At 56.7% G+C, this 18,796-nt stretch carries 20 protein-coding genes and 1 tRNA gene; 5 read left to right on the plus strand and 16 right to left on the minus strand.

What is annotated here, in order from left to right:
- Positions 1 to 36: 36 nt before the first annotated feature.
- The 4 genes from ACN0WW_RS03600 to gspJ all read right to left on the minus strand — a co-directional run bounded on the left by ACN0WW_RS03600 (position 37) and on the right by gspJ (position 2,971).
- Positions 37 to 1,086, minus strand: a complete 1,050-nt coding sequence (locus ACN0WW_RS03600) for a Leu/Phe/Val dehydrogenase (RefSeq protein ID WP_417609465.1) — start codon at positions 1,084 to 1,086, stop codon at positions 37 to 39.
- A 129-nt stretch (positions 1,087 to 1,215) separates the two neighbouring features.
- Positions 1,216 to 1,292, minus strand: a tRNA-His gene (locus tag ACN0WW_RS03605).
- 90 nt (positions 1,293 to 1,382) lie between these two features.
- Entirely contained in the window at positions 1,383 to 2,378 is a 996-nt protein-coding gene (gene gspK / locus ACN0WW_RS03610; protein WP_417609467.1) for a type II secretion system minor pseudopilin GspK, read from the minus strand.
- Complete coding sequence (gene gspJ / locus ACN0WW_RS03615) at positions 2,375 to 2,971, minus strand: type II secretion system minor pseudopilin GspJ (RefSeq protein ID WP_417609469.1); 597 nt, start codon at positions 2,969 to 2,971, stop codon at positions 2,375 to 2,377. The genes gspK and gspJ overlap by 4 nt, the downstream gene beginning before the upstream one ends.
- A gap of 125 nt (positions 2,972 to 3,096) precedes the next feature.
- Here gspJ and ACN0WW_RS03620 point away from each other — a divergent pair, with 125 nt between their 5' ends.
- The 5 genes from ACN0WW_RS03620 to ACN0WW_RS03640 are packed head-to-tail and all read left to right on the plus strand — an operon-like array spanning position 3,097 to position 7,336.
- Entirely contained in the window at positions 3,097 to 3,738 is a 642-nt protein-coding gene (locus tag ACN0WW_RS03620; protein WP_417609471.1) for a prolyl hydroxylase family protein, read from the plus strand.
- Positions 3,739 to 3,757: 19 nt separating this feature from the next.
- Entirely contained in the window at positions 3,758 to 4,969 is a 1,212-nt protein-coding gene (locus ACN0WW_RS03625) for an Nramp family divalent metal transporter (protein WP_417609473.1), read from the plus strand.
- The gene (pxpA, locus tag ACN0WW_RS03630) at positions 4,966 to 5,721 is read left to right on the plus strand and encodes a 5-oxoprolinase subunit PxpA (RefSeq protein ID WP_417609475.1); all 756 of its coding nucleotides are present in this window, start codon (positions 4,966 to 4,968) and stop codon (positions 5,719 to 5,721) included. Before ACN0WW_RS03625 ends, pxpA begins: the two co-directional genes overlap by 4 nt.
- Positions 5,721 to 6,392 (plus strand): 5-oxoprolinase subunit B family protein, encoded by a 672-nt coding sequence (locus ACN0WW_RS03635; RefSeq protein ID WP_417609477.1) that lies wholly within the window; start codon positions 5,721 to 5,723, stop codon positions 6,390 to 6,392. The genes pxpA and ACN0WW_RS03635 overlap by 1 nt, the downstream gene beginning before the upstream one ends.
- Positions 6,389 to 7,336, plus strand: coding sequence for a biotin-dependent carboxyltransferase family protein (locus ACN0WW_RS03640; RefSeq protein ID WP_417609479.1), 948 nt, complete (start codon positions 6,389 to 6,391; stop codon positions 7,334 to 7,336). The genes ACN0WW_RS03635 and ACN0WW_RS03640 overlap by 4 nt, the downstream gene beginning before the upstream one ends.
- A 32-nt stretch (positions 7,337 to 7,368) precedes the next feature.
- On the opposite strand, the gene rpmE is transcribed toward ACN0WW_RS03640, so the two are convergent.
- The 12 genes from rpmE to rpsB form a co-directional block, all read right to left on the minus strand.
- A complete protein-coding gene (rpmE, locus tag ACN0WW_RS03645; RefSeq protein ID WP_417609481.1) occupies positions 7,369 to 7,599 on the minus strand; it encodes a 50S ribosomal protein L31 in 231 nt (76 codons plus the stop codon).
- Between the two features lie 110 nt (positions 7,600 to 7,709).
- On the minus strand, positions 7,710 to 8,168 hold the full coding sequence (gene fabZ / locus ACN0WW_RS03650) for a 3-hydroxyacyl-ACP dehydratase FabZ (protein WP_417609483.1): 459 nt from the start codon (positions 8,166 to 8,168) through the stop codon (positions 7,710 to 7,712).
- Between the two features lie 10 nt (positions 8,169 to 8,178).
- On the minus strand, positions 8,179 to 8,862 hold the full coding sequence (locus ACN0WW_RS03655) for an OmpH family outer membrane protein (protein WP_417609485.1): 684 nt from the start codon (positions 8,860 to 8,862) through the stop codon (positions 8,179 to 8,181).
- Positions 8,862 to 11,513 (minus strand): outer membrane protein assembly factor BamA, encoded by a 2,652-nt coding sequence (gene bamA / locus ACN0WW_RS03660; RefSeq protein WP_417609754.1) that lies wholly within the window; start codon positions 11,511 to 11,513, stop codon positions 8,862 to 8,864. Before bamA ends, ACN0WW_RS03655 begins: the two co-directional genes overlap by 1 nt.
- A gap of 140 nt (positions 11,514 to 11,653) precedes the next feature.
- On the minus strand, positions 11,654 to 12,778 hold the full coding sequence (gene rseP / locus ACN0WW_RS03665; protein WP_417609487.1) for an RIP metalloprotease RseP: 1,125 nt from the start codon (positions 12,776 to 12,778) through the stop codon (positions 11,654 to 11,656).
- Positions 12,775 to 13,935 carry a 1-deoxy-D-xylulose-5-phosphate reductoisomerase gene (locus ACN0WW_RS03670; RefSeq protein ID WP_417609489.1) on the minus strand — a complete coding sequence of 387 codons (1,161 nt, stop codon included), beginning with the start codon at positions 13,933 to 13,935 and terminating at the stop codon, positions 12,775 to 12,777. The genes rseP and ACN0WW_RS03670 overlap by 4 nt, the downstream gene beginning before the upstream one ends.
- Complete coding sequence (locus ACN0WW_RS03675) at positions 13,932 to 14,735, minus strand: phosphatidate cytidylyltransferase (RefSeq protein WP_417609491.1); 804 nt, start codon at positions 14,733 to 14,735, stop codon at positions 13,932 to 13,934. Before ACN0WW_RS03675 ends, ACN0WW_RS03670 begins: the two co-directional genes overlap by 4 nt.
- A 2-nt stretch (positions 14,736 to 14,737) precedes the next feature.
- Positions 14,738 to 15,406, minus strand: a complete 669-nt coding sequence (uppS, locus tag ACN0WW_RS03680; protein WP_417609756.1) for a polyprenyl diphosphate synthase — start codon at positions 15,404 to 15,406, stop codon at positions 14,738 to 14,740.
- Between the two features lie 95 nt (positions 15,407 to 15,501).
- Positions 15,502 to 16,059: a ribosome recycling factor gene (gene frr / locus ACN0WW_RS03685; RefSeq protein WP_417609493.1), complete on the minus strand. Its 558-nt coding sequence runs from the start codon at positions 16,057 to 16,059 to the stop codon at positions 15,502 to 15,504.
- An 18-nt stretch (positions 16,060 to 16,077) separates the two neighbouring features.
- Positions 16,078 to 16,800, minus strand: coding sequence for a UMP kinase (gene pyrH / locus ACN0WW_RS03690; protein WP_417609495.1), 723 nt, complete (start codon positions 16,798 to 16,800; stop codon positions 16,078 to 16,080).
- 119 nt (positions 16,801 to 16,919) lie between these two features.
- Entirely contained in the window at positions 16,920 to 17,843 is a 924-nt protein-coding gene (tsf, locus tag ACN0WW_RS03695; protein WP_417609497.1) for a translation elongation factor Ts, read from the minus strand.
- A gap of 112 nt (positions 17,844 to 17,955) precedes the next feature.
- Positions 17,956 to 18,796: 30S ribosomal protein S2 (gene rpsB, locus ACN0WW_RS03700; protein WP_417609499.1), on the minus strand; the 841-nt coding region annotated here is incomplete at its 5' end.

The following is an 18,796-nucleotide window of genomic DNA, read 5'->3' on the forward strand; positions in this document are numbered from 1 at the left end:
AGAATAAAAGCAAATCCTGTCCGTTAGCCCGGCTAGCTATCGTCCGATTAACGCCATGGCCATATTGTCGGCAACAACCGAGTCTGGCAATTTTTGCGATGCACTTTGCGTCCATATCTCGGTCAGTCGCTCGGGAATCATCGCGACCCGGCGATTGACTTCCGCGACATCGCCATCACCCAGATATTCCAATCCAACACTGATGATACCGCCGCTATTGATCACATAATCGGGCGCGAACAGGATATTGCGATCAAAGATGCGCTGGCCGTCCTCGGGAGTCGCCAACTGGTTGTTGGCCCCACCGGCAACAATCGGAACATTGAGATGAGCAATCGAAACATTGTCCAGTATGGCGCCCAAAGCATTGGGACTGAACACATCGGCTTCGACGCGCATGATTTCATCAAGACCGACAACCGTCGCGCCGATTTCGGCTGCCAGATCAGCGGCGTGGCTCTTGTTGATGTCAGCAATGCTCAACTTGGCGCCGTCTTTGGCGAGCAAACGTGCGAGTCCGCCGCCGACACTGCCAACACCCTGCACCGCGACATGAACGCCGTCCATATTGTCCTTGCCAAGCTTGTGCGCCACCGCCGCCTTCACGCCCAGATAAACACCCATTGCCGTGAATGGTCCCGGATCACCTCCGGCTTCGCTGCTATTGCTCACTGGCAGGCCAGAGACATATTTGGTCTCTTTGGTGAGAGCGACCATGTCGGCGGCCGTTATGCCAACGTCTTCAGCGGTGACATATTGACCGCCAAGCGACTCGACCATCCGACCGAAGGCAGCCAACATTTCGGGTGTCTTGGTGCGATTCCGGTCAGCCAGAATCACGGCCTTGCCGCCACCCAGCGGCAACCCGGCCATGGCGTTCTTGAAGCTCATCCCGCGGGATAGGCGGAGTGCATCGGTCACTGCGGTTTCTCGGTTTTCGTAGTGCCAGAAACGGGTTCCGCCGGCACCGGGACCGAGATGTGTGCTGTGTAGCGCAATAATCGCGCTAAGGCCGGAGGGCGCATCATGGAAAAAATGGACCGCTTCATGGTCATCAAAATCCGGCAAATCCCACATCACGCTCATGCTCTAATTCCTGGCAAGTTGAAGTAATTTAATATCCCATAGCTGTAATTTAATTACAAATAAAGAGAAGCTTTGCCACAAGGCTGCGTCGCGGTGGCCTTGCCGTTCTTATGCTTCTCACGGGAAAAATGGGGCGATCGAGGGGTCTTGAACCCCCGACCTCCGGTACCACAAACCGGCGCTCTAACCAACTGAGCTACGATCGCCACAAGCCGCGCGCTATAAAGCCGCATTGCGCCGCGGTGCATAGGGACAGCGACTAGCAATCGTCAAGCATTTAGCGGACTGATTGAGAATTAATACGCATCTCCACGCTGCCGGTGGACCAGTCGGGCGGGTTGCAGCGCGGCATCGATCAATACGCGCTCTTCAATCAGCGCACTTTGCATTTCAACCGCCAGGTCCACCCGGAACCAGCGTGTAGCGAGTTTGACTTGGCTCTGCACTTCTGGCGATGCTCCCAAGCTGGCGGGATAGGACTGCGCCCAAAAATCGTTCAGACTGGCATATCCCAGTTCCGGTCGGCGCCCCAAAAATTGGCGCGCCGGCGTGAGGTCGGACGGGACCGGGCCCAACATGGCGAGCAGGACTGCCTGCTCCGGCCGCAGGGTGTTGATATTGATTGGCGAGAGATCGGTGGTTGGCAAGGCGCATATCCATGGAGCCAAACGAACATAAATCTCGTCGGTCATGCCCTTTATCGTGCGCAACTCACTGATATCGACGATCAGGGCATTGGCAGTGCGATAGGGGTTTTCTTGCTGTAAATAATATTGATCTTCGGCGCCGCGCGGTGATGCCACGCTGTCACTGTCGATCCAGTCGGCGACCGACTCCGCTATATCGGCCGCATCGCCGTCGAGGACACCCTGCATCACCATAAGGCGCGCAAATTGCGCCAGACCTTCCGGCCGAGCGGTCAGAACCGCTTCCTGCTGGGTGACCAGGCTATTGATGTTGAAACAATTTCCCCCGTCCGCCAGCGTCGCTGAAATAATCCCGCCGGGGACCGGCACTTTCTGTTCCCGGCCGTTCCATCCACCGACATTGATGGTTCTTCCGGGTGAAGCCGACACGATCTGCTTGGCCGACTCCATGCCAATCGACTCAGCCGCGATCAGATAGGCCTTGGCTTGTGAGAGTTCCCGCGCGTTTGAAGCAAGCTTGGTCGCCCCGGCCAGCCGGTCGATGCCATGCGCAGCCAGGATGGCAATCACTGCGACCAGCAGCAATACCGTCAGCAGCGCTGCTCCGCGTTCCCTTTCAGACCCAAATTGCCGGATTAGACTCATAAATAGCCGGTCCCGACCAGAAACAGATGCCGGTAACGGCGCCCCTGCTGCTCAAACTCCATTTCAATTGCTCTGGGCAATTCCGCCAGCCGGCCGGCCTCCCAGCGACTCGCCCACTGCCCGCGCCTGTCGCGAAATCGCAGTTCGAGTGACCCAATGTTCGATAGTAGAACCGCCGGCTCATCTGTTGACCCCCCGTCCGTCATTCGATAGCGCCATCGCTCCAGCTTGCCGTTGACCAACCGATATTCGACCCGCTCCAGATTGGATCGTGCTTCGCCATTAATATTGCCTTGACCGCCCCTCGTAAATTTCAGAAACGCCGCATCCGGCCCGCTGGCTTCGCTGGCGAAGGCCGGCATGCGGTCACCCCGCTCGTCGCGCGCTGTTCGCGGCAGCGCCTGGCTCAGGTCAGCCTCCATCAATGAGACAAACCGCTGCATTTCTGCCATTTGGCCAAGGTTTTTTGCGGTTATCTCATCGCCATCAACGGCCGATCGCAGCATGATCACGCCGGCAACCGCCAACATGGAGAAAATAAACAACGCCACCATCATCTCGACCAGCGTAAAGCCATCTTGATCGCGGAGCATTGCTGACATTTTTTCCATCGACTTCGCTTATATTGAGATTGTTCAAAGCCGCAAACAGCGGTTGCGATCAACTGGGATTCATTTATCGTAAGGCACGGTATTTAAGCACAGTTTTGGACGTTCGTATGACAGAGGCCAATAATACATCGGCTGACTATCTGGTCGCATTGGGAAAAGTGCAGCGTTTTCCGCGCAAGGAAATCGAACTGTGCATTGTTAAAAACTTCCTCAACCCCGACGAATGCCGCAGACTGACAGCGCTGATTGACGAAAAAAGGCGACCGTCCGACATCGCGGACCCCAATGGCGACGATTATTTCCGCACCAGCGAGACCTGTGACCTTGACCATTCTGATCATTTCGTAGCCGAAATGGACGACAAAATTTGCTGTTTCGCCGACATCAATGCGAAATTTGGCGAGCCGCTGCAGGGGCAGCGTTACGCCGTGGGTCAGGAGTTTAAAGCTCACACTGATTTTTTTGATCCCCATGGTCAGGACTTCCAGAGATATTGCTCCGTCTCCGGCCAACGCACGTGGACGTTCATGATCTATCTCAACGAACCGGAAGCAGGCGGTGCTACCCGCTTCACCCATTTCAAGAAAAGCTTCACGCCGGAAACCGGAACGATGCTATGCTGGAACAACCGCAACTCGGACAGCTCGGTCAATGAGTGGACCTTGCATCACGGCATGAAGGTTCGAAAAGGGACGAAATATGTGATTACCAAATGGTACCGCGAAAGACCCTGGCCATGGAACGGTTGACCCGATTGGCTCTACGATAATGAAACTCAGCCGCTACCGGCCCGGGCCCGGGATGATGGTTTCCGCCGCCTTCATCGGGCCCGGAACCGTAACCGCATGTACGCTGGCGGGCGCAAATTTTGGCTTCGCCCTGCTCTGGGCACTGGTATTCGCCACGATCACAACCACCATTCTGCAGTCCTTTGCGATCCGCATCGCGCTGGTGACGCAGCTGGGGCTGGCAGAGGCGATGCTGAAGACGGTCGCATCTCGCACCTTCCGCCTGTTGGCAGCGCTGTTGCTGATATCCGCGCTGGTTATCGGCAATGCCGCCTATGAGGCGGGCAATATGTCCGGAGCCGCGCTTGGTCTGGAAGCGATCAATGGCGGCCCACTGGCCTTCGGGATCGCGCCGGTCATCATCACCATTGCTCTGTTTGCATCCGCCATGCTGGTCTTCTCCAGACCAAAATGGATCGAGAAGATCCTGATCCTGCTGGTATTGCTGATGAGCGCTGCCTTTTTGCTGACATTCGCGCTGATCCGGCCCGATCTAGGCTCATTGCTGCAAGGCTTTGTGCCCGCCGTACCGGACGGTGGCTTGATGACCGCAATTGCCCTCATCGGCACGACAATCGTGCCCTATAATCTCTTCCTGCATGCAGCCAGCGTCCGCGAGCGATGGGACACAGAGCAGCTACCCGAAGCACAGCTGGACAACACGATTTCAATCGGTATCGGCGGACTGGTTTCCATGACAATATTGGCAACCGCGGCAGCCAGCCTGTTCGGTAGCGGCAAAACGATAGAAAATGCGGTTGATATGGCCGGGCAGCTCACACCCCTGTTTGGCAATCTGGCCACTATCACGCTCGGCACAGGCCTGTTTGCAGCCGGCCTGACCTCTGCAATGACCGCTCCACTGGCAACCGGCTATATTGTTCAGGAAATTTTCAAATCCTCCGATTCGCGAAGACCGTTTCAAATCGGCGCGCTGATCGTAATCGTCTCGGGCACGCTGGCGTCGTTGCTCGGATACCGGCCGGTTGAACTGATTTTCATTGCCCAGATTGCCAACGGCCTGTTGCTGCCGATTGTAGCGGCCTTTCTGCTAAAACTGGCAAATAACAAGCAGCTGCTGGGAGAATATGCCAATGGCGTGAAAGCCAATATTCTGGGGGCGATAATTTTGCTGATTACAACGGGATTGGGCTTTCGATTGATCGCACGCGCCCTCGGATTTTGGCCATGACCCGGACCATCGATCTGAACGCCGACCTCGGCGAGGACGAAAGCGCAGCGGGTATCGCGCGCGATATTGCCATCATGGACATTGTCTCCAGTTGCAACATCGCGTGCGGCGGTCATGCCGGTTCACGGCAGAGTATGCGCACCATGCTGGCAGCTGCCAAATCCAAAGGCATTGGGCCTGGCGCCCATCCCTCTTATGCAGACCGGGTCAATTTCGGTCGGCGATCAATGGATATCGCAGTGGAAGATTTGGAAGCATCTTTGATGAATCAGCTGGGCGAGATCATATCGATAGCGGAAGAAGTCGATGTGCCGCTCACCCACCTCAAGCCGCATGGGGCCTTGTACAACGACGCACAGGATGATGAGGCCCTTGCCGCTCTGCTGGTCGATATTGCCGCCCGGACAAATCTCGCCCTGGTCGGCATGCCGGGATCGCTGATTGAGCAGAAAGCCGATCACAAGGACATCCGTTTTATCGCAGAAGCCTTTATCGACCGTCGATACAGTGACAATGGCCGGCTGGTTCCACGCAGTGAAGCTGGCGCGGTAATCGCTGAGGAAGAGATTCGCATTCAACAGGGCCTTGCTCTGGCTGAAGGCACCGCGCTGACGACAAAAGACGGGTCGCGACTCGTGATCGCCGCCGATAGCCTCTGCCTGCATTCGGACAGCGATGGCGCGCTGAAGACCGCAGAAAAAATGCGAAAGGCACTCGAGCAGAACGGCATTAAGATTGGCCGGGTTGCATAGTGACTGACCTGCGGACCGCAATCCACATCTGTGATGACTGGATCGACATCCAATTGCCCAATCAGGAAACGGTGATAGCCGCGCAAATGGCTTTCTCCGCCAATCATCACTGGACCGAGATAGTGCCCGCTCTGGGCAGTATTGCCGTTCAGTTTGATCCTGCCGTCATCTCGCCCGACGAGGCTGCCAATATAGTGCGCGATCAACTGGATCATGCAACATCGACTTCCGATGCATCGCAATCAACGATAAATATTCCAGTATGTTACGACCGGAAATTGGCACCAGACCTAAAGCATGTCGCGGATCGACTGGGCATCGCGCCCGAGACATTGCCGTCCTGGCATACAGCGCGTGCGCAATCCGTTGCCATGCTGGGGTTCATGCCCGGCTTTGCCTATCTCGACAGCGAGGAAGAATGCCCGGCGATCGGCCGACTGCCCAGTCCACGGCAATTGGTCAAAGCCGGTTCCATTGGCATCATTGGCCGGCAAAGCTGCATCTATTCCTTTGACAGCCCCGGCGGCTGGCCGATTATCGGTCGCACCCCGCTGCGCCTGTTTGATCCGGCGAAAGAGCAACCGGCGTTACTATCGCCTGGCCAAACTGTGCGCTTCGAATCGATTTCGCGCGCCGAATTCGAAAACTGGACACGGGCGAAGGATCAGTGAGTCTCCGCGTGTCGAAAGCCGGGCTGCAAACGACGTTGCAGGGCGGACCGTTCGTCGGCCACCGGCATATTGGCATGCCCGCTGCTGGCGCTGCCGATTGCCTGTCGCTGGCACTGGCGAATGTTCTGGTCGGCAAGCCAAGTCGCACAACCGCGTTGGAAATTACGCTGACGGAAGCAGTTTTTGAAGTCGACGAGCCCTGCGCTATCGCCGTGGTAGGCGCTGCAGCCTATGTCCGGATTAACGGCCAGGACCACCCTCAGCACGAAACCCTGACAGTGGCGGCGGGAGACAGGCTTGATATTGGCCCCAGCCGCCATGGATGCCGGACCTATTTGGCCCTGTCGGCCGAAATTCAGGCGGACGAATTGCTGGAGGGCCGGTCGACTTATCTGGCAGCAGGTCTGGGCGGCTTTCACGGCCGGGCGCTCGCAGCAGGAGATGTCATCGGTTTCGCGCGATCATCAGCAAATAGGGATACCTATCGGGTCACCCCGCCGGCTCTTCGGCTCCATTTTGGCGACGATCATGTTCTGCGGGTCACGCCTGGCCCGGAAACCGGCAAGGGAGACCGGGATATGTTCGATCAATTCTGCCACAGCCCTTACGCGGTCGGGGCCCGAAGCAACCGGATGGGTGTCGCACTGGAAGGCGCGCGTCTGCCAGCCAGCCATGCATCAAATATGCAAAGCGCTGCAGTCTTTCCCGGAACCATACAGATGCCGCCCAGTGGAGAACCCTATTTGCTGGGCCCCGATGCCCAGACTACGGGCGGATATCCGCGGATTGCACAGGTGATCCGCGCCGATCGTCATCTGATCGGTCAACTCCGCGCGGGTTCAAAAATCCAGTTTGTGCAAACCACGACCGAGCGCGCCACAGACATCTATCGGGAAAAGCTGTCCCTGCTATCCAAGTGGCTAGGCCAAATTCATTTGTGGTAGGCGATCGGAGCCGTTCAACGGCCCCGACAGTATCAGCTCTTTTTGAGCGACAGACCGCCAAAGCGCTTGTTAAAGCGGGCCACCTGGCCACCCTGATCGAGCAGGCGCTGGTTGCCGCCGGTCCAAGCCGGGTGCGAAGACGGATCGATGTCGAGTTGCAGCGTGTCACCTTCCTTGCCCCAAGTAGAGCGGGTTTCGTAGGTGGTGCCATCGGTCATCTGAACCGTGATCATGTGGTAGTCTGGATGCGTATCGGATTTCATTTTCGGCTCCTAAACGGGCTGGTTTCCGACCAGACCCAAAGCGAATAAATATAACGGAAGCGGCCCATTAACCGCGGAACAGCAAAAGGGCAAGATTCTTTTGAAAAAGCTCAGTCCTTTGGAGGGTCGGCAATCATCGCGGTAAAACTCGCCTCGGCAGCCAGCTTGTCGCCGATCATTGCCCGCCCGGAAAATTTGCAGACGCGGGCACGCTTTTGTTCAAATTTCACATTCAGGGACAAAAGACAGCCCGGCTCAACAGGCTGGCGGAATTTTGCGCCGTCGATTGCCATGAAATAGACCAGCTTGCCCGATCCAACCATGTCAAAGCTTTCCATGGCGAGAACGCCGGCGGCCTGCGCCAACGCCTCGACAATCATCACCCCCGGCATGATCGGTCGCCCCGGGAAATGCCCCTGGAAAAAGCCTTCATTCATGGTGACGGCCTTGATCGCCCGGATGGATTCGTCCTTTACGAGCTCTTCCACCCGGTCGACCAGAAGCATGGGATAGCGGTGCGGCAGCACCGCCATCACTCTGGTTACATCATAATCAAGCAATTCAGTCATCAACGCTCAACTATCGGCTGGCTGGCTGCGCCGCTGCTGGCTGCTGCTGCGCGGCCTGGTTGCGGGCGCTGGCGACCAGCAGTTGCTGAAGCTGCTGATGCAGCGAGACAATGTTGCGCTGTGGCTGCCAGTTTGCCGGAGGCGTGATGCTGACGGATGGTACTCGTGTATCCAGGACCGCAGTGATGTCGTCGGTCACGTCGGTCTGCGGTGGTGCATAGAGAAACGCATCGGGGCTCAAGATAACGGCGATTTTCTTGTTCGTGACCACTTGCTGCTGCGCATTGGAATATTCCTTGAAAATCTCCTGGATAGCAAACATCTGCGCCTTGATCGCCGGGGTTTGCAGCTTCTGGATTTCATTTTCTTCCGTCTGGATGCTCTGCAGGACCGGGCTTTTTGCCTTCACAGCCGCATCAAGCTCTTCCTGGGTCAGTTGCTTGTTATTGTCTGTGTCGAGCTGCGCACGCAGTCCGTTCAGGGTCTTGTTCCGGGCATCGATCTGGTCGAAAGAGGATTTATACTGCGTTCCGATCTGCGAATAGGCGGTCGAAAAAGCTTTCGATTTGGCGATCGCGATGGTCGGGTTGGCGGTCGCGATGCCGGAAACTTGCGCGGTGGCAACCGAACCGAAGGCCAATGGCGCAGCGGAAACGGCGAGAACAGTGAGTGCAGTTTTGAGTAAACTTTTCATCAGAATTGTGTTCCTACGTTGAATGTGAATAGTTTCGTATCATCGCCAGGCTCTTTTAGCAGCGCCTTGGCGACATCAATCCGGAATGGGCCAAATGGCGAATTCCAGTTTACGCCGAAGCCGACTGAGACACGCGGGCTAGGCGTATCCCCGAAAAAGCGCTCGACGAAATTCGTTGCAATCGGATTGGGGTTGCCGTTGGCATCCACCGCGTCAAGAGTGACCGTCGCATTGCCTTCATCATCAACGGTCAGGAATTCGGGCGCGACGCCAATTGCTTGCCCTTCGTCGTTGAAAATAGTCCGCTGCCGCTGCGTTTGCAAATCGGTAAGTAGAAGGGGCTGAGTGACCTTGAATACGGCACCTACGTCGACGAATATCGATGGTCGCAAACCGAGTTCACGCGCGCCGGATCCCAGCGGAATTTCCAGCTCTGCCCTGCCCAGATAGTAAGCCCGGCCACCAATAGCGTCATCCGTCTGGCGGCCATTGGTTACTTCAACAATCTCGTTGATCGGATTGCCGTTGGCGTCCAGACCGGGGACGGTCGCCGACCGGACAACGCGGGGACCTACCCCGCGTATGTCAAAGCCGCGAATCTGTGGTTCACCCAGGAAAAAACGGTCGGTCAGGCGGACGTTATCGATGCCGGATCCCGGACCAGGCGACCGATTTTCCAGCGAATGGATATAACCACCCTCACCGCTGATCGTGAAAATAAAGTCGCCGAGCACACGCCAGTGCTTCGACGCATTCAAACGACCGCGGATGTATTTTACGCTGCCGCCCAATCCAGCGAAATCGACGCTGCCGACGATAGACTGTCCTCTGGTCGGACGCACCCGGTTGTCCCGATCGTCGTAAATCAAAGACGCCCCGATCGAAGAGGTCGTGCGGGACCCGAGGGCATCACAAAGAAAACGCCCCGCGACCAAAGGATCGCATGTATCAGCAGGGCTGTTACCCCTTATCCCGTCACCATTGCTGTCGGAAAAGAACAGGGTCGGCTCCAGCGTCACATCATCCTGGCTCAAGCCATAGCGGAAGGAAGCGGAGAGATATTCGGTAATCGGCACACCTGCACGGATTTGAAAGCCGGTGGTCAACTGCTCAAAGGTCGTCTCGCGGTTGTTGTTGACGAAATTGAAGCTGTTCAAGTCGCGACGGAAAACATCGGCACCGACCGCTATGTTCCGGTCAAACAGATAAGGTTCGGTAAAACCGAGTTCGATGGATTGAGAAAAGCTCGAATAGCTGACGCTGGCCCGCAATTCCTGGCCTTTGCCGCGGAAGTTGCGCTGCTGGACAGAGGCCTGCAGAATGAAATTCTCGACGCTGGAGAAACCGGCTGAAAGCTGAAGCTGGCCAGTCGCTTTCTCTTCCACATTGGCTTCGAGAATGATGCGATCGGGAGCGCTGCCCTGTTTCTGTTCGATTTCCAGATCTTCCTGGAAAAAGCCCAGCGACTTGATCCGGTTAGCGGACCTTTTGACCTGAAAGCTGTTAAAGGCATCGCCTTCATTGAGCCGGAACTCACGGCGGACGACCTTGTCCTGGGTCAGCGTATTGCCGTTGATGTCGATCCGCTCGACATAGACGCGATCACTTTCGGCGACCTGGAACAGAATATCCATGGTCAGCGTGTCTTTGTTCCGCGTGAATTGCGGGCGGACATCTACGAAGGCGTATCCGAATAGTCCGGCGGTTTCAGAAAGGCGCTCAACCGTGTCTTCCACCTGCTTCGCGTTGTAATAGTCGCCGGACTTCATGGGCAACTGCGGTGCGAGAAACTCGGGTGTGAAATCGCGGATCTCGCTTTCCACCGCGACATCGCCAAACTTGTAGCGATCGCCTTCTTCCACCACATAGGTGATGATAAAATCGCGCTTGTCCGGGGTGAGTTCGGCCACGGCGGAGATGACGCGGAAATCTGCATAGCCTTCGGTCAGATAGAATTGACGCAGCTTTTGCTGGTCGAAGGCAAGCCGATCCGGATCATAGGTGTCGCTGGAGCTGAAGAAACGGTAGAAGCGTGACTGCTTGGTCACCATTTCACCACGCAACTTGCCGTCCGAGAAGGCCTCGTTACCGATGATGTTGATCTGCTGAACCTTCGACTTTGGCCCTTCGTTGATCTCGAAGACAATATCGACACGGTTCTGGTCCAGCTGAACCATTTTCGGCTCCACGCTCGCCGCAAAACGGCCTTTGCGCTTGTACAGCTCGATGATGCGAGCGACATCGGCGCGCACTTTCGAACGCGTGAATATCTGTCGCGGTGCCAGCCGGATTTCCGGATAGATCTTGTCTTCCTTGATCCGCTTGTTGCCCTCGAGCAAAATGCGGTTGATCACCGGATTCTCGACAACCTCGATGGTCACGGCACCATCATTGTTGCGGATACTGACATCCTTGAACAATTCCGTTTCGAACAGGTCTTTCAACGCCTGGTCAGCCGCTTCCTGCGTGTAGGGCTGGCCGATACGCAATTTCATGTAGGACAGGACCGTTGTCGGCTCGAGGCGCTGGGCACCGCTGACGACGATGGATTTTATCGTATCATCTGCTGGAACCACAGGGGCGGGCTCTACCGCATCCTGCGCCTGTACCTGCGAGGGAATCGCCGTGCCACCCAGAATAGTGCCACACATTAACAAGGGCAGAAGCCGCTTTTTATGATTCACAGACAAACTCGCTTTCACACCATAAACCAAAAATAAAATGACATTGGCACATAAGCACCAACCTCGCCCATCCCCTGCCCCAATGCAGCCCGTCAATCAATGGTCAATCAGCCAGAGATCGAACGGAATAGGCCAAATGACGACAAATCGTTGAATGTCACTACCAGCATGAACACCATGACCAGTGCCAGTCCGGACCGAAAAGCCCATTCCTGCACTTTCGCATTCGCCGGCTTTCTGCGCACCGCTTCAATCGCATAGAACATCAGATGCCCTCCATCGAGCATCGGGATTGGCAGCAAGTTGATGAACCCCAAGTTAATTGAGATCAGCGCGACAAAAAGAATGAAGCTTTCCATACCCAGCTTGAACTGTTCACCGGAAACCTGGGCAATTTTCAGCGGTCCGCCAAGCTCTCTGATCGAACGCTTGCCGGTAATCACCTGACCGAGGGTGGTTGTGATCTGATCGACGATACCAACGGTTTTTTCGACTGCGACGACCGGTGCTTCCAGCGGGCTGACTTCCCGCCACTCAATCTCGCTGGATGACATGCCCAACATGCCGATCCGATATTCGTTGCCAAACCGGTCTTCCAACAGATTGACGCCAATCTTGGCCTCTTTGGTGATGCGCTGGCCATCGCGCTCATAAACGATTTCGACATTCTGGTCGGGGATCAGCATTATTTTCTGCCGCAGATCGTCAAACAGTGCGATTTTCTCACCGTCGACGGAAATGATCTTGTCGCCGGGCTCCAGGCCAATCGTCGCTGCCGTTGAATCGGGAGTAATTTCACTGGCAACCGGCAGCGTGGCGCTGGTGCCATAGGCAATGACGAAGCCCATGATGATCAATATCGCAAAAATGAAGTTGATCGCCGGTCCGGCAAAAACAATCGCTGCGCGTTTCCAGAGCGACTTGGACTGGAACGTCTGGTTGCGTTCTTCCGCAGGCAGATTGAGCCAGTCTTTGCTCTTCATGCCCGAGGGATCCATGTCGCCGGCAAACTGGACATAACCGCCCAGCGGCAACATGCAGATTTTCCAGCGCGTCCCGCGCTTGTCAGTCCATCCGGCGATTTCCTTGCCGAAACCAATGGAAAAGATTTCCGCCTTGACGCCGCACCAGCGGCCGACCAGATAATGGCCCATTTCGTGCACGAAAACGAGCACACCAATAACGATCAGAAACGCCAGAAGCGTCAGCAAAATACCGGGATTATCCGTCAAACCTTCAATTCCTCGACCAATTGCTCGGTCCGAACGCGGGATTCTTTGTCTATCGCAAAGATATCGTCCAGTACGCTCGGGTCCGGCGGGCTATAACTATCTAGCAGCCGCGTTACAATCTCTGTGATGTCCAGAAACTGAACCGCCCGGCCCAGAAATGCAGCGACCGCCACTTCGTTGGCCGCATTCAGCATCGCCGGCTTTGCACCGCCCGCCACAATCGCGGCCCTGGCGATTTTTGTCGCCGGGAACCGGCTTTCATCCGGTCGTTCAAAATCCAGCCGGCCGATCTCCGCGAGATCGAGCGGCGCGCAGTTGGTCGTCATCCGGTCGGGCCAGGCGAAGGCATTGGCGATAGGGATCCGCATGTCGGGCGACCCCAGTTGTGCCAGCGTGGAGCGGTCGTGATATTCGACCATGGAATGGATCACCGACTGCGGATGGACCAATATTTCGATATTCTCGAGCCCGACCGGGAAAAGATGATGCGCCTCGATCAACTCCAGGCCCTTGTTCATCATGGTCGCGCTATCGACGGAAATCTTGGCACCCATGTCCCAGTTGGGATGCGCTACCGCCTGCTCTGGTGTGACACTCGCCATCCGGTCGCGCGTCCATGTGCGGAACGGGCCGCCGCTGGCAGTCAGCGTAATCTTGCGCACCTGATCGATGCGCCCGCCCTGCAGCGCCTGAAATATCGCATTATGCTCTGAATCGACCGGCAGCAATGTGGCTCCGGCTTTTCGGGCCTCGGTCATCATCAGGGCGCCAGCGGAGACCAGCGCTTCCTTGTTCGCCAGGGCGACCGTCTTGCCGCACCGCAAGGCCTCCAGCGTCGGCGGCAGTCCGGCGCATCCGACGATCGACGCCATCGTCCAGTCTGCGCCAAGTGCGGCCGCGTCAATCAGCGCCTGTGCGCCACTGGCGGCCTCAATTGACGTTCCTGCAAGCTCCTGCTTGAGCCCAGCATAAGCGGCATCATCAGCGACCACCGCAACCTGCGCGGAAAACTCCTTCGCGAGAGCGGCCAATTGGGACGCATTGCCGTTGGCGGTCAGCGCGATCACATCATATTGCCCCGGATGCTGACGGATCAGGTCCAGCGTCGACTGGCCCACCGATCCCGTCGCCCCGAATATGGAGACGGATCTCGTCATGAGAGCGCGGACAGATTGTCAGCGAGCATGATCATTGCAACCACCGGAGCGACCGGAATGAGCCCGTCGAGCCGGTCCATCACGCCGCCGTGACCCGGGAAGATTGTTCCGCTGTCTTTCGCACCCGCCTTGCGCTTGAGCCAGCTTTCGAAGAGATCTCCCATTTGCGCCAGCACCGCCAGCGGTATGCTGAGCAGCACCAGATAGAAGGGAAGCCCCCAATAGATGTGCAATATGAAACTCACAGCCGCCGTCAGAGCAACTCCGCCAATAAGACCAGCCCAGGTTTTGTTGGGACTATATTTCGGGGCGAGCTTCGGGCCACCGATCGCGCGGCCGGAAAAATAGGCACCAATATCGGTTGCCCAGACCAATGCCAGTGTCCAGAAGACCAGCAGGATACCATTGTCGATATCCCGCAGATAGATGATCGCGAGCGCTGGCAAGCCAGCGTAAAACACGCCGGCGGCAAGCTTGAAAGACCGGTCGAACACAGCCACAAACATGGCGGCCCCGATGATCAGTCCGAGCGCCAAAAACGACGGACCCGCCGCCCACGGCGACATGATCGCCAATGGCACCGACAAAGCGTACATCGCCAGCAAGCGGTTGTCCCGGCGGCCGGTCAGCCCCGCCCATTCGCTCATGATGCCCAGCGCCATCAGCACGACAAGAAACCACAGGAAAATGCCGCCAAAATATTCGGCCAGGACAGCTGCGGTAATCAGAAGCACGCCTACTATGACGCGGGTTTGCAACTCGTTGGCCTTGCCAGTCGCGGGAGCAGCCGGTTCAGCCATGCTCAGCGCCCACCGAACCGTCGTTCGCGATGTCCAAAGGACTGCAGCGCTTTCTCCAGCTCGGACCGGTCAAAATCGGGCCAGAGCGTGTCGGTGAAATAGAGCTCCGAATAGGCCGCCTGCCAGAGCAGAAAATTGGACAGCCGCAATTCGCCTGATGTTCTGATCAGCAAATCGAGTGGTGGCAGATCGGACGTATCCAAAGCCCCCGAAATATGGTCGATATTGATGGCTTCGGGCTTCACATCGCCTGCTGCAACGCTGCCGGCAATATGCTGGACGGCGCGCAGCATTTCGTCCTGCGCTCCGTAATTCAGCGCCACTGCCAGCGTCATTTTGCTATTCGCCGCAGTTTTTGCAATCGCATTGTCGATCATCGCGACAATATCCGGGTCCAGCGCCTTGTAATTGCCGATCACCTTCAGCCGCACGCCATTTTCGACAAATTCTTCGATATCGGACTGAATATATTGCCGCAGCAGACCCATGAGATCGCTGACTTCTTCCTGGGGCCGATTCCAATTTTCCGACGAAAAGGCATAGAGCGTCATCGCCTCGATACCCATTTCTCCGGCCACCCGCACGATGTTGCGGACGGCCTCAACACCTTTCTTGTGGCCCAGGGCGCGTGGCAGATGCCTGCGCTTCGCCCATCGTCCATTGCCATCCATGATGATCGCGACATGACGAGCCCCGTGCGTCGGATCGGATAGACCGGCCTCACTTTGTACCGGATCTGCGGAACCGTTCTTGGACCGGGCGAGCTTCACTGCGTGAGGATTTCCTGCTCTTTGGCGTCGGCCAGCTTGTCGGCTTCCGCGATCATCTCGTCCGTCAGTTTCTGAACTTCGGTCTCGAGCCGCTTCCGGTCGTCTTCGCTGATCTCTTTCTTGCTTTCGTCCGCCTTCAGGTCGTCCATCCCGTCGCGCCGGACGTTACGAATAGCGATGCGGGCTTTCTCGGCAAATTGTCCCGTCAGCTTCGCCAGATCTTTGCGCCGTTCCTCGGTCAGATCGGGAATCGGGAGCCTGATATTGGGACCGTCAACCATCGGATTGAGCCCGAGGCTGGCAGAACGGATCGCCTTTTCCACCGGCTGTATATTGCCCTTGTCCCAGACCTGAACCGACAGCATGCGCGGCTCTGGCACGGACACAGTGGCAACTTGGTTGAGCGGCATGCTCGACCCGTAGACCTCAACCTTGATCGTATCCAGCAGAGCGATATTTGCCCGGCCCGTGCGGAGACCGCTCAGGTCATGCTTGAGAGCCTCCAGTGTGCTCTGCATTCGCTTTTGCAGATCGGCTTTGTCATATTTTGCCATTGCTGTTTCCTCTAAATATTATTCGGTTGTTCCGACCATGGTGGCGGTTCCACCGCCCCCAAGGACGGTCGCCAGATTGCCCTGCTCGCGGATCGAAAAGACGACAATCGGTATCTTGTTCTCGCGACACAGCGCGACGGCACTGGCGTCCATAACCTTCAAATTGTCGGACAAGACCTGATCAAAGCTCAGTTCTTCATAGCGGGTTGCGGTCGCATCAAGCTTCGGATCGGCGTTATAGACACCATCGACGCTGGTGCCCTTGAACAGTGCCTCGCAGCCCATTTCCGCGGCCCGCAACGCTGCCGCAGTATCGGTGGTGAAATAGGGATTCCCGGTACCGGCGGCAAAAATAACGATACGGCCTTTCTCGAGGTGGCGCACGGCCTTGCGGCGGATATAGGGCTCGCAGATGCTCGCCATCGGTATGGCCGACAAGACGCGCGTATCGCAGCCCATCTGCTCGAGCGCATTCTGGACCGCCAAGGCGTTCATCACGGTGGCCAGCATGCCCATATAATCGGCGCTGGTTCGTTCAAAGCCCTTTGCTGCGGCGGCCAGCCCTCTGAATATATTGCCTCCGCCGACGACCAGACAAAGCTCAAACCCAGCCTCTTTTGCTGATTTCACTTCGGTCGCGATGCGGTTGACCGTCTCCGGATCAATTCCGAATTCGCTCGAGCCCATCAGGACTTCGCCAGAAAGCTTCAGCAAAATGCGCTTGAACGCCGGTCGTTTCATGCAAATCCCATCCTGCCGGAATCATCGCCCGGCCTCAAATACAACAATGGCGCAGACCATAGATAGTCCGCGCCATGCTGCCAAGCGTTACCGCCTGAAATATTCAATCCGCTGCGCGATCAGCCTGCAACCGCGGCCGCGACTTCTGCTGCGAAATCATCTTCTTTCTTCTCAATGCCTTCGCCAAGCTGGAACCGGACATATTCGGTCAGCTTGATGTCTGTACCGGCGTCCTTGGCCGCCTGTTCGACGACCTGTGCAACCGGAGTCTTGTTATCCATGACAAAGGTCTGGCTGAGCAGCGCATTTTCCTTGGCGAATTTTGCCATCGCGCCGTCGACCATCTTCTCGACGATATTGTCGGGCTTGCCAGATTCGGCTGCTTTTTCCTTCGCAATCGCGCGCTCACGCTCAAGCATTTCTGGATCGAGACCGTCTGCATTCAGGGCCAGCGGGAAGGCAGCGGCGATATGCATCGCAATCTGCTTGCCGAGTGGCTCGAGAACGTCGGCACCTGCGGTGCTTTCCAGTGCAACCAGAACACCGATCTTGCCCATCGTCGGGGTGACGGCATTGTGGATGTAGGAAACAATGACACCGTTGGAAACCGCGACGGTTTTCATCCGGCGGATCGCCTGGTTTTCACCGATTGTCGCAATATTGTTGGTGAGCACGTCCTTGACCGTGCCGCCGGCTGGATGTTCTGCTGCGAGCAGCGCTTCGACATCGTCTTCGCTTTGCTGCAGGGCAACGTCTGTCACTTTCGCAACAAATTCCTGGAACTGGTCATTTTTGGCAACGAAGTCGGTTTCGCTGTTCACTTCAACAGCAACGCCCTTGGTGCCTTCTACAGCAACACCGACAAGGCCTTCGGCTGCCGTACGGCTCGATTTCTTCTGTGCCGCAGCAAGGCCTTTGGTCCGCAACAGGTCGACCGCTGCTTCGACGTCGCCATTGGTTTCGTTCAGTGCTTTTTTGCAATCCATCATGCCTGCACCGGTGCGCTCGCGCAGTTCTTTCACTGCTGCTGCTGTAATAGCCATTATTTGTTCCTCAATTGCTTGATCGGGAAATGTGAAATTGGGGCGGCAAAAATGCCGCCCCTGGTAAGTTTTCGTTACAGTCAATATATGACCGTATAGAGAAGCTTCAAGTTCAGGCCTTTTCGCCCGCCTTTTCGTCTTCTTTCTTCGCATCAGCTGGCGACGCGTCTGATGCTATCTCAGCAATATCTGCAACCGCTGCTTCTTCGCCGGAAACCATCGCGCTGGCATTGGCTTCGCTCGATACGATCTGTTCAACCGGAGGAGCAACCGCTGCTCCAAGATCTTCGCCCGCTGCAACCGAAGCGTCCTGGCCGCCCTTGGTTGCTGCCGCAGCGACGGATTCGCAGTAGAGGCGAATCGCCCGCGCAGCATCGTCATTGCCCGGAACCGGGAAAGCGATGTTGCTGGGATCAACGTTCGAGTCGAGAATCGCGACAACCGGAATACCCAGAACATTGGCTTCCTTGATCGCCAGTTCTTCCTTGTTGGCATCGATCACGAACATGACATCGGGAATGCCGCCCATGTCGCGGATACCGCCAAGCGACAGTTCAAGCTTGGTGTGCTCGCGAGTCATCTGCAGGACTTCTTTCTTGGTAAAGCCCGCGGTGTCGCCACCGAGCTGCTCTTCCAGGGTTTTCATCCGGCGGATCGAGTTGGAAATGGTCTTCCAGTTGGTCAGCATGCCGCCGAGCCAGCGATGGTTGACGAAATGCTGGCCGCTGGCGCGGGCTGCTTCGGCAATCGGCTCTTGTGCCTGACGCTTAGTGCCAACGAAGAGGACCTTGCCGCCAGCCGAAACGGCATTGGCGATAAAGTCGAGAGCCCGTGCGAACAGGGGCACGCTCTGCGAAAGGTCAAGAATATGGACGCTATTGCGGGCACCGAAGATATATGGTTTCATCTTCGGGTTCCAGCGGTGGGTCTGGTGGCCGAAATGCGCTCCGGCT

The sequence above is a fragment of the Parasphingorhabdus sp. genome (assembly GCF_048269865.1).
GTDB lineage: Bacteria > Pseudomonadota > Alphaproteobacteria > Sphingomonadales > Sphingomonadaceae > Parasphingorhabdus.

Excerpts from the sequence above, each read along its gene's own strand:
- ACN0WW_RS03670 (WP_417609489.1), bottom strand. The coding sequence starts at position 13,935 with ATGACGAGATCCGTCTCCATATTCGGGGCGACGGGATCGGTGGGCCAG.
- ACN0WW_RS03620 (WP_417609471.1), top strand. The coding sequence starts at position 3,097 with ATGACAGAGGCCAATAATACATCGGCTGACTATCTGGTCGCATTGGGA.
- frr (WP_417609493.1), bottom strand. The coding sequence starts at position 16,059 with ATGGCAAAATATGACAAAGCCGATCTGCAAAAGCGAATGCAGAGCACA.
- rpmE (WP_417609481.1), bottom strand. The coding sequence starts at position 7,599 with ATGAAATCCGATACGCATCCAGACTACCACATGATCACGGTTCAGATG.
- ACN0WW_RS03675 (WP_417609491.1), bottom strand. The coding sequence starts at position 14,735 with ATGGCTGAACCGGCTGCTCCCGCGACTGGCAAGGCCAACGAGTTGCAA.
- ACN0WW_RS03655 (WP_417609485.1), bottom strand. The coding sequence starts at position 8,862 with ATGAAAAGTTTACTCAAAACTGCACTCACTGTTCTCGCCGTTTCCGCT.
- pyrH (WP_417609495.1), bottom strand. The coding sequence starts at position 16,800 with ATGAAACGACCGGCGTTCAAGCGCATTTTGCTGAAGCTTTCTGGCGAA.
- gspK (WP_417609467.1), bottom strand. The coding sequence starts at position 2,378 with ATGAGTCTAATCCGGCAATTTGGGTCTGAAAGGGAACGCGGAGCAGCG.
- bamA (WP_417609754.1), bottom strand. The coding sequence starts at position 11,513 with ATGTGTGGCACTATTCTGGGTGGCACGGCGATTCCCTCGCAGGTACAG.
- ACN0WW_RS03625 (WP_417609473.1), top strand. The coding sequence starts at position 3,758 with ATGAAACTCAGCCGCTACCGGCCCGGGCCCGGGATGATGGTTTCCGCC.
- tsf (WP_417609497.1), bottom strand. The coding sequence starts at position 17,843 with ATGGCTATTACAGCAGCAGCAGTGAAAGAACTGCGCGAGCGCACCGGT.
- pxpA (WP_417609475.1), top strand. The coding sequence starts at position 4,966 with ATGACCCGGACCATCGATCTGAACGCCGACCTCGGCGAGGACGAAAGC.
- gspJ (WP_417609469.1), bottom strand. The coding sequence starts at position 2,971 with ATGCTCCGCGATCAAGATGGCTTTACGCTGGTCGAGATGATGGTGGCG.
- uppS (WP_417609756.1), bottom strand. The coding sequence starts at position 15,406 with ATGGATGGCAATGGACGATGGGCGAAGCGCAGGCATCTGCCACGCGCC.
- ACN0WW_RS03600 (WP_417609465.1), bottom strand. The coding sequence starts at position 1,086 with ATGAGCGTGATGTGGGATTTGCCGGATTTTGATGACCATGAAGCGGTC.
- fabZ (WP_417609483.1), bottom strand. The coding sequence starts at position 8,168 with ATGACTGAATTGCTTGATTATGATGTAACCAGAGTGATGGCGGTGCTG.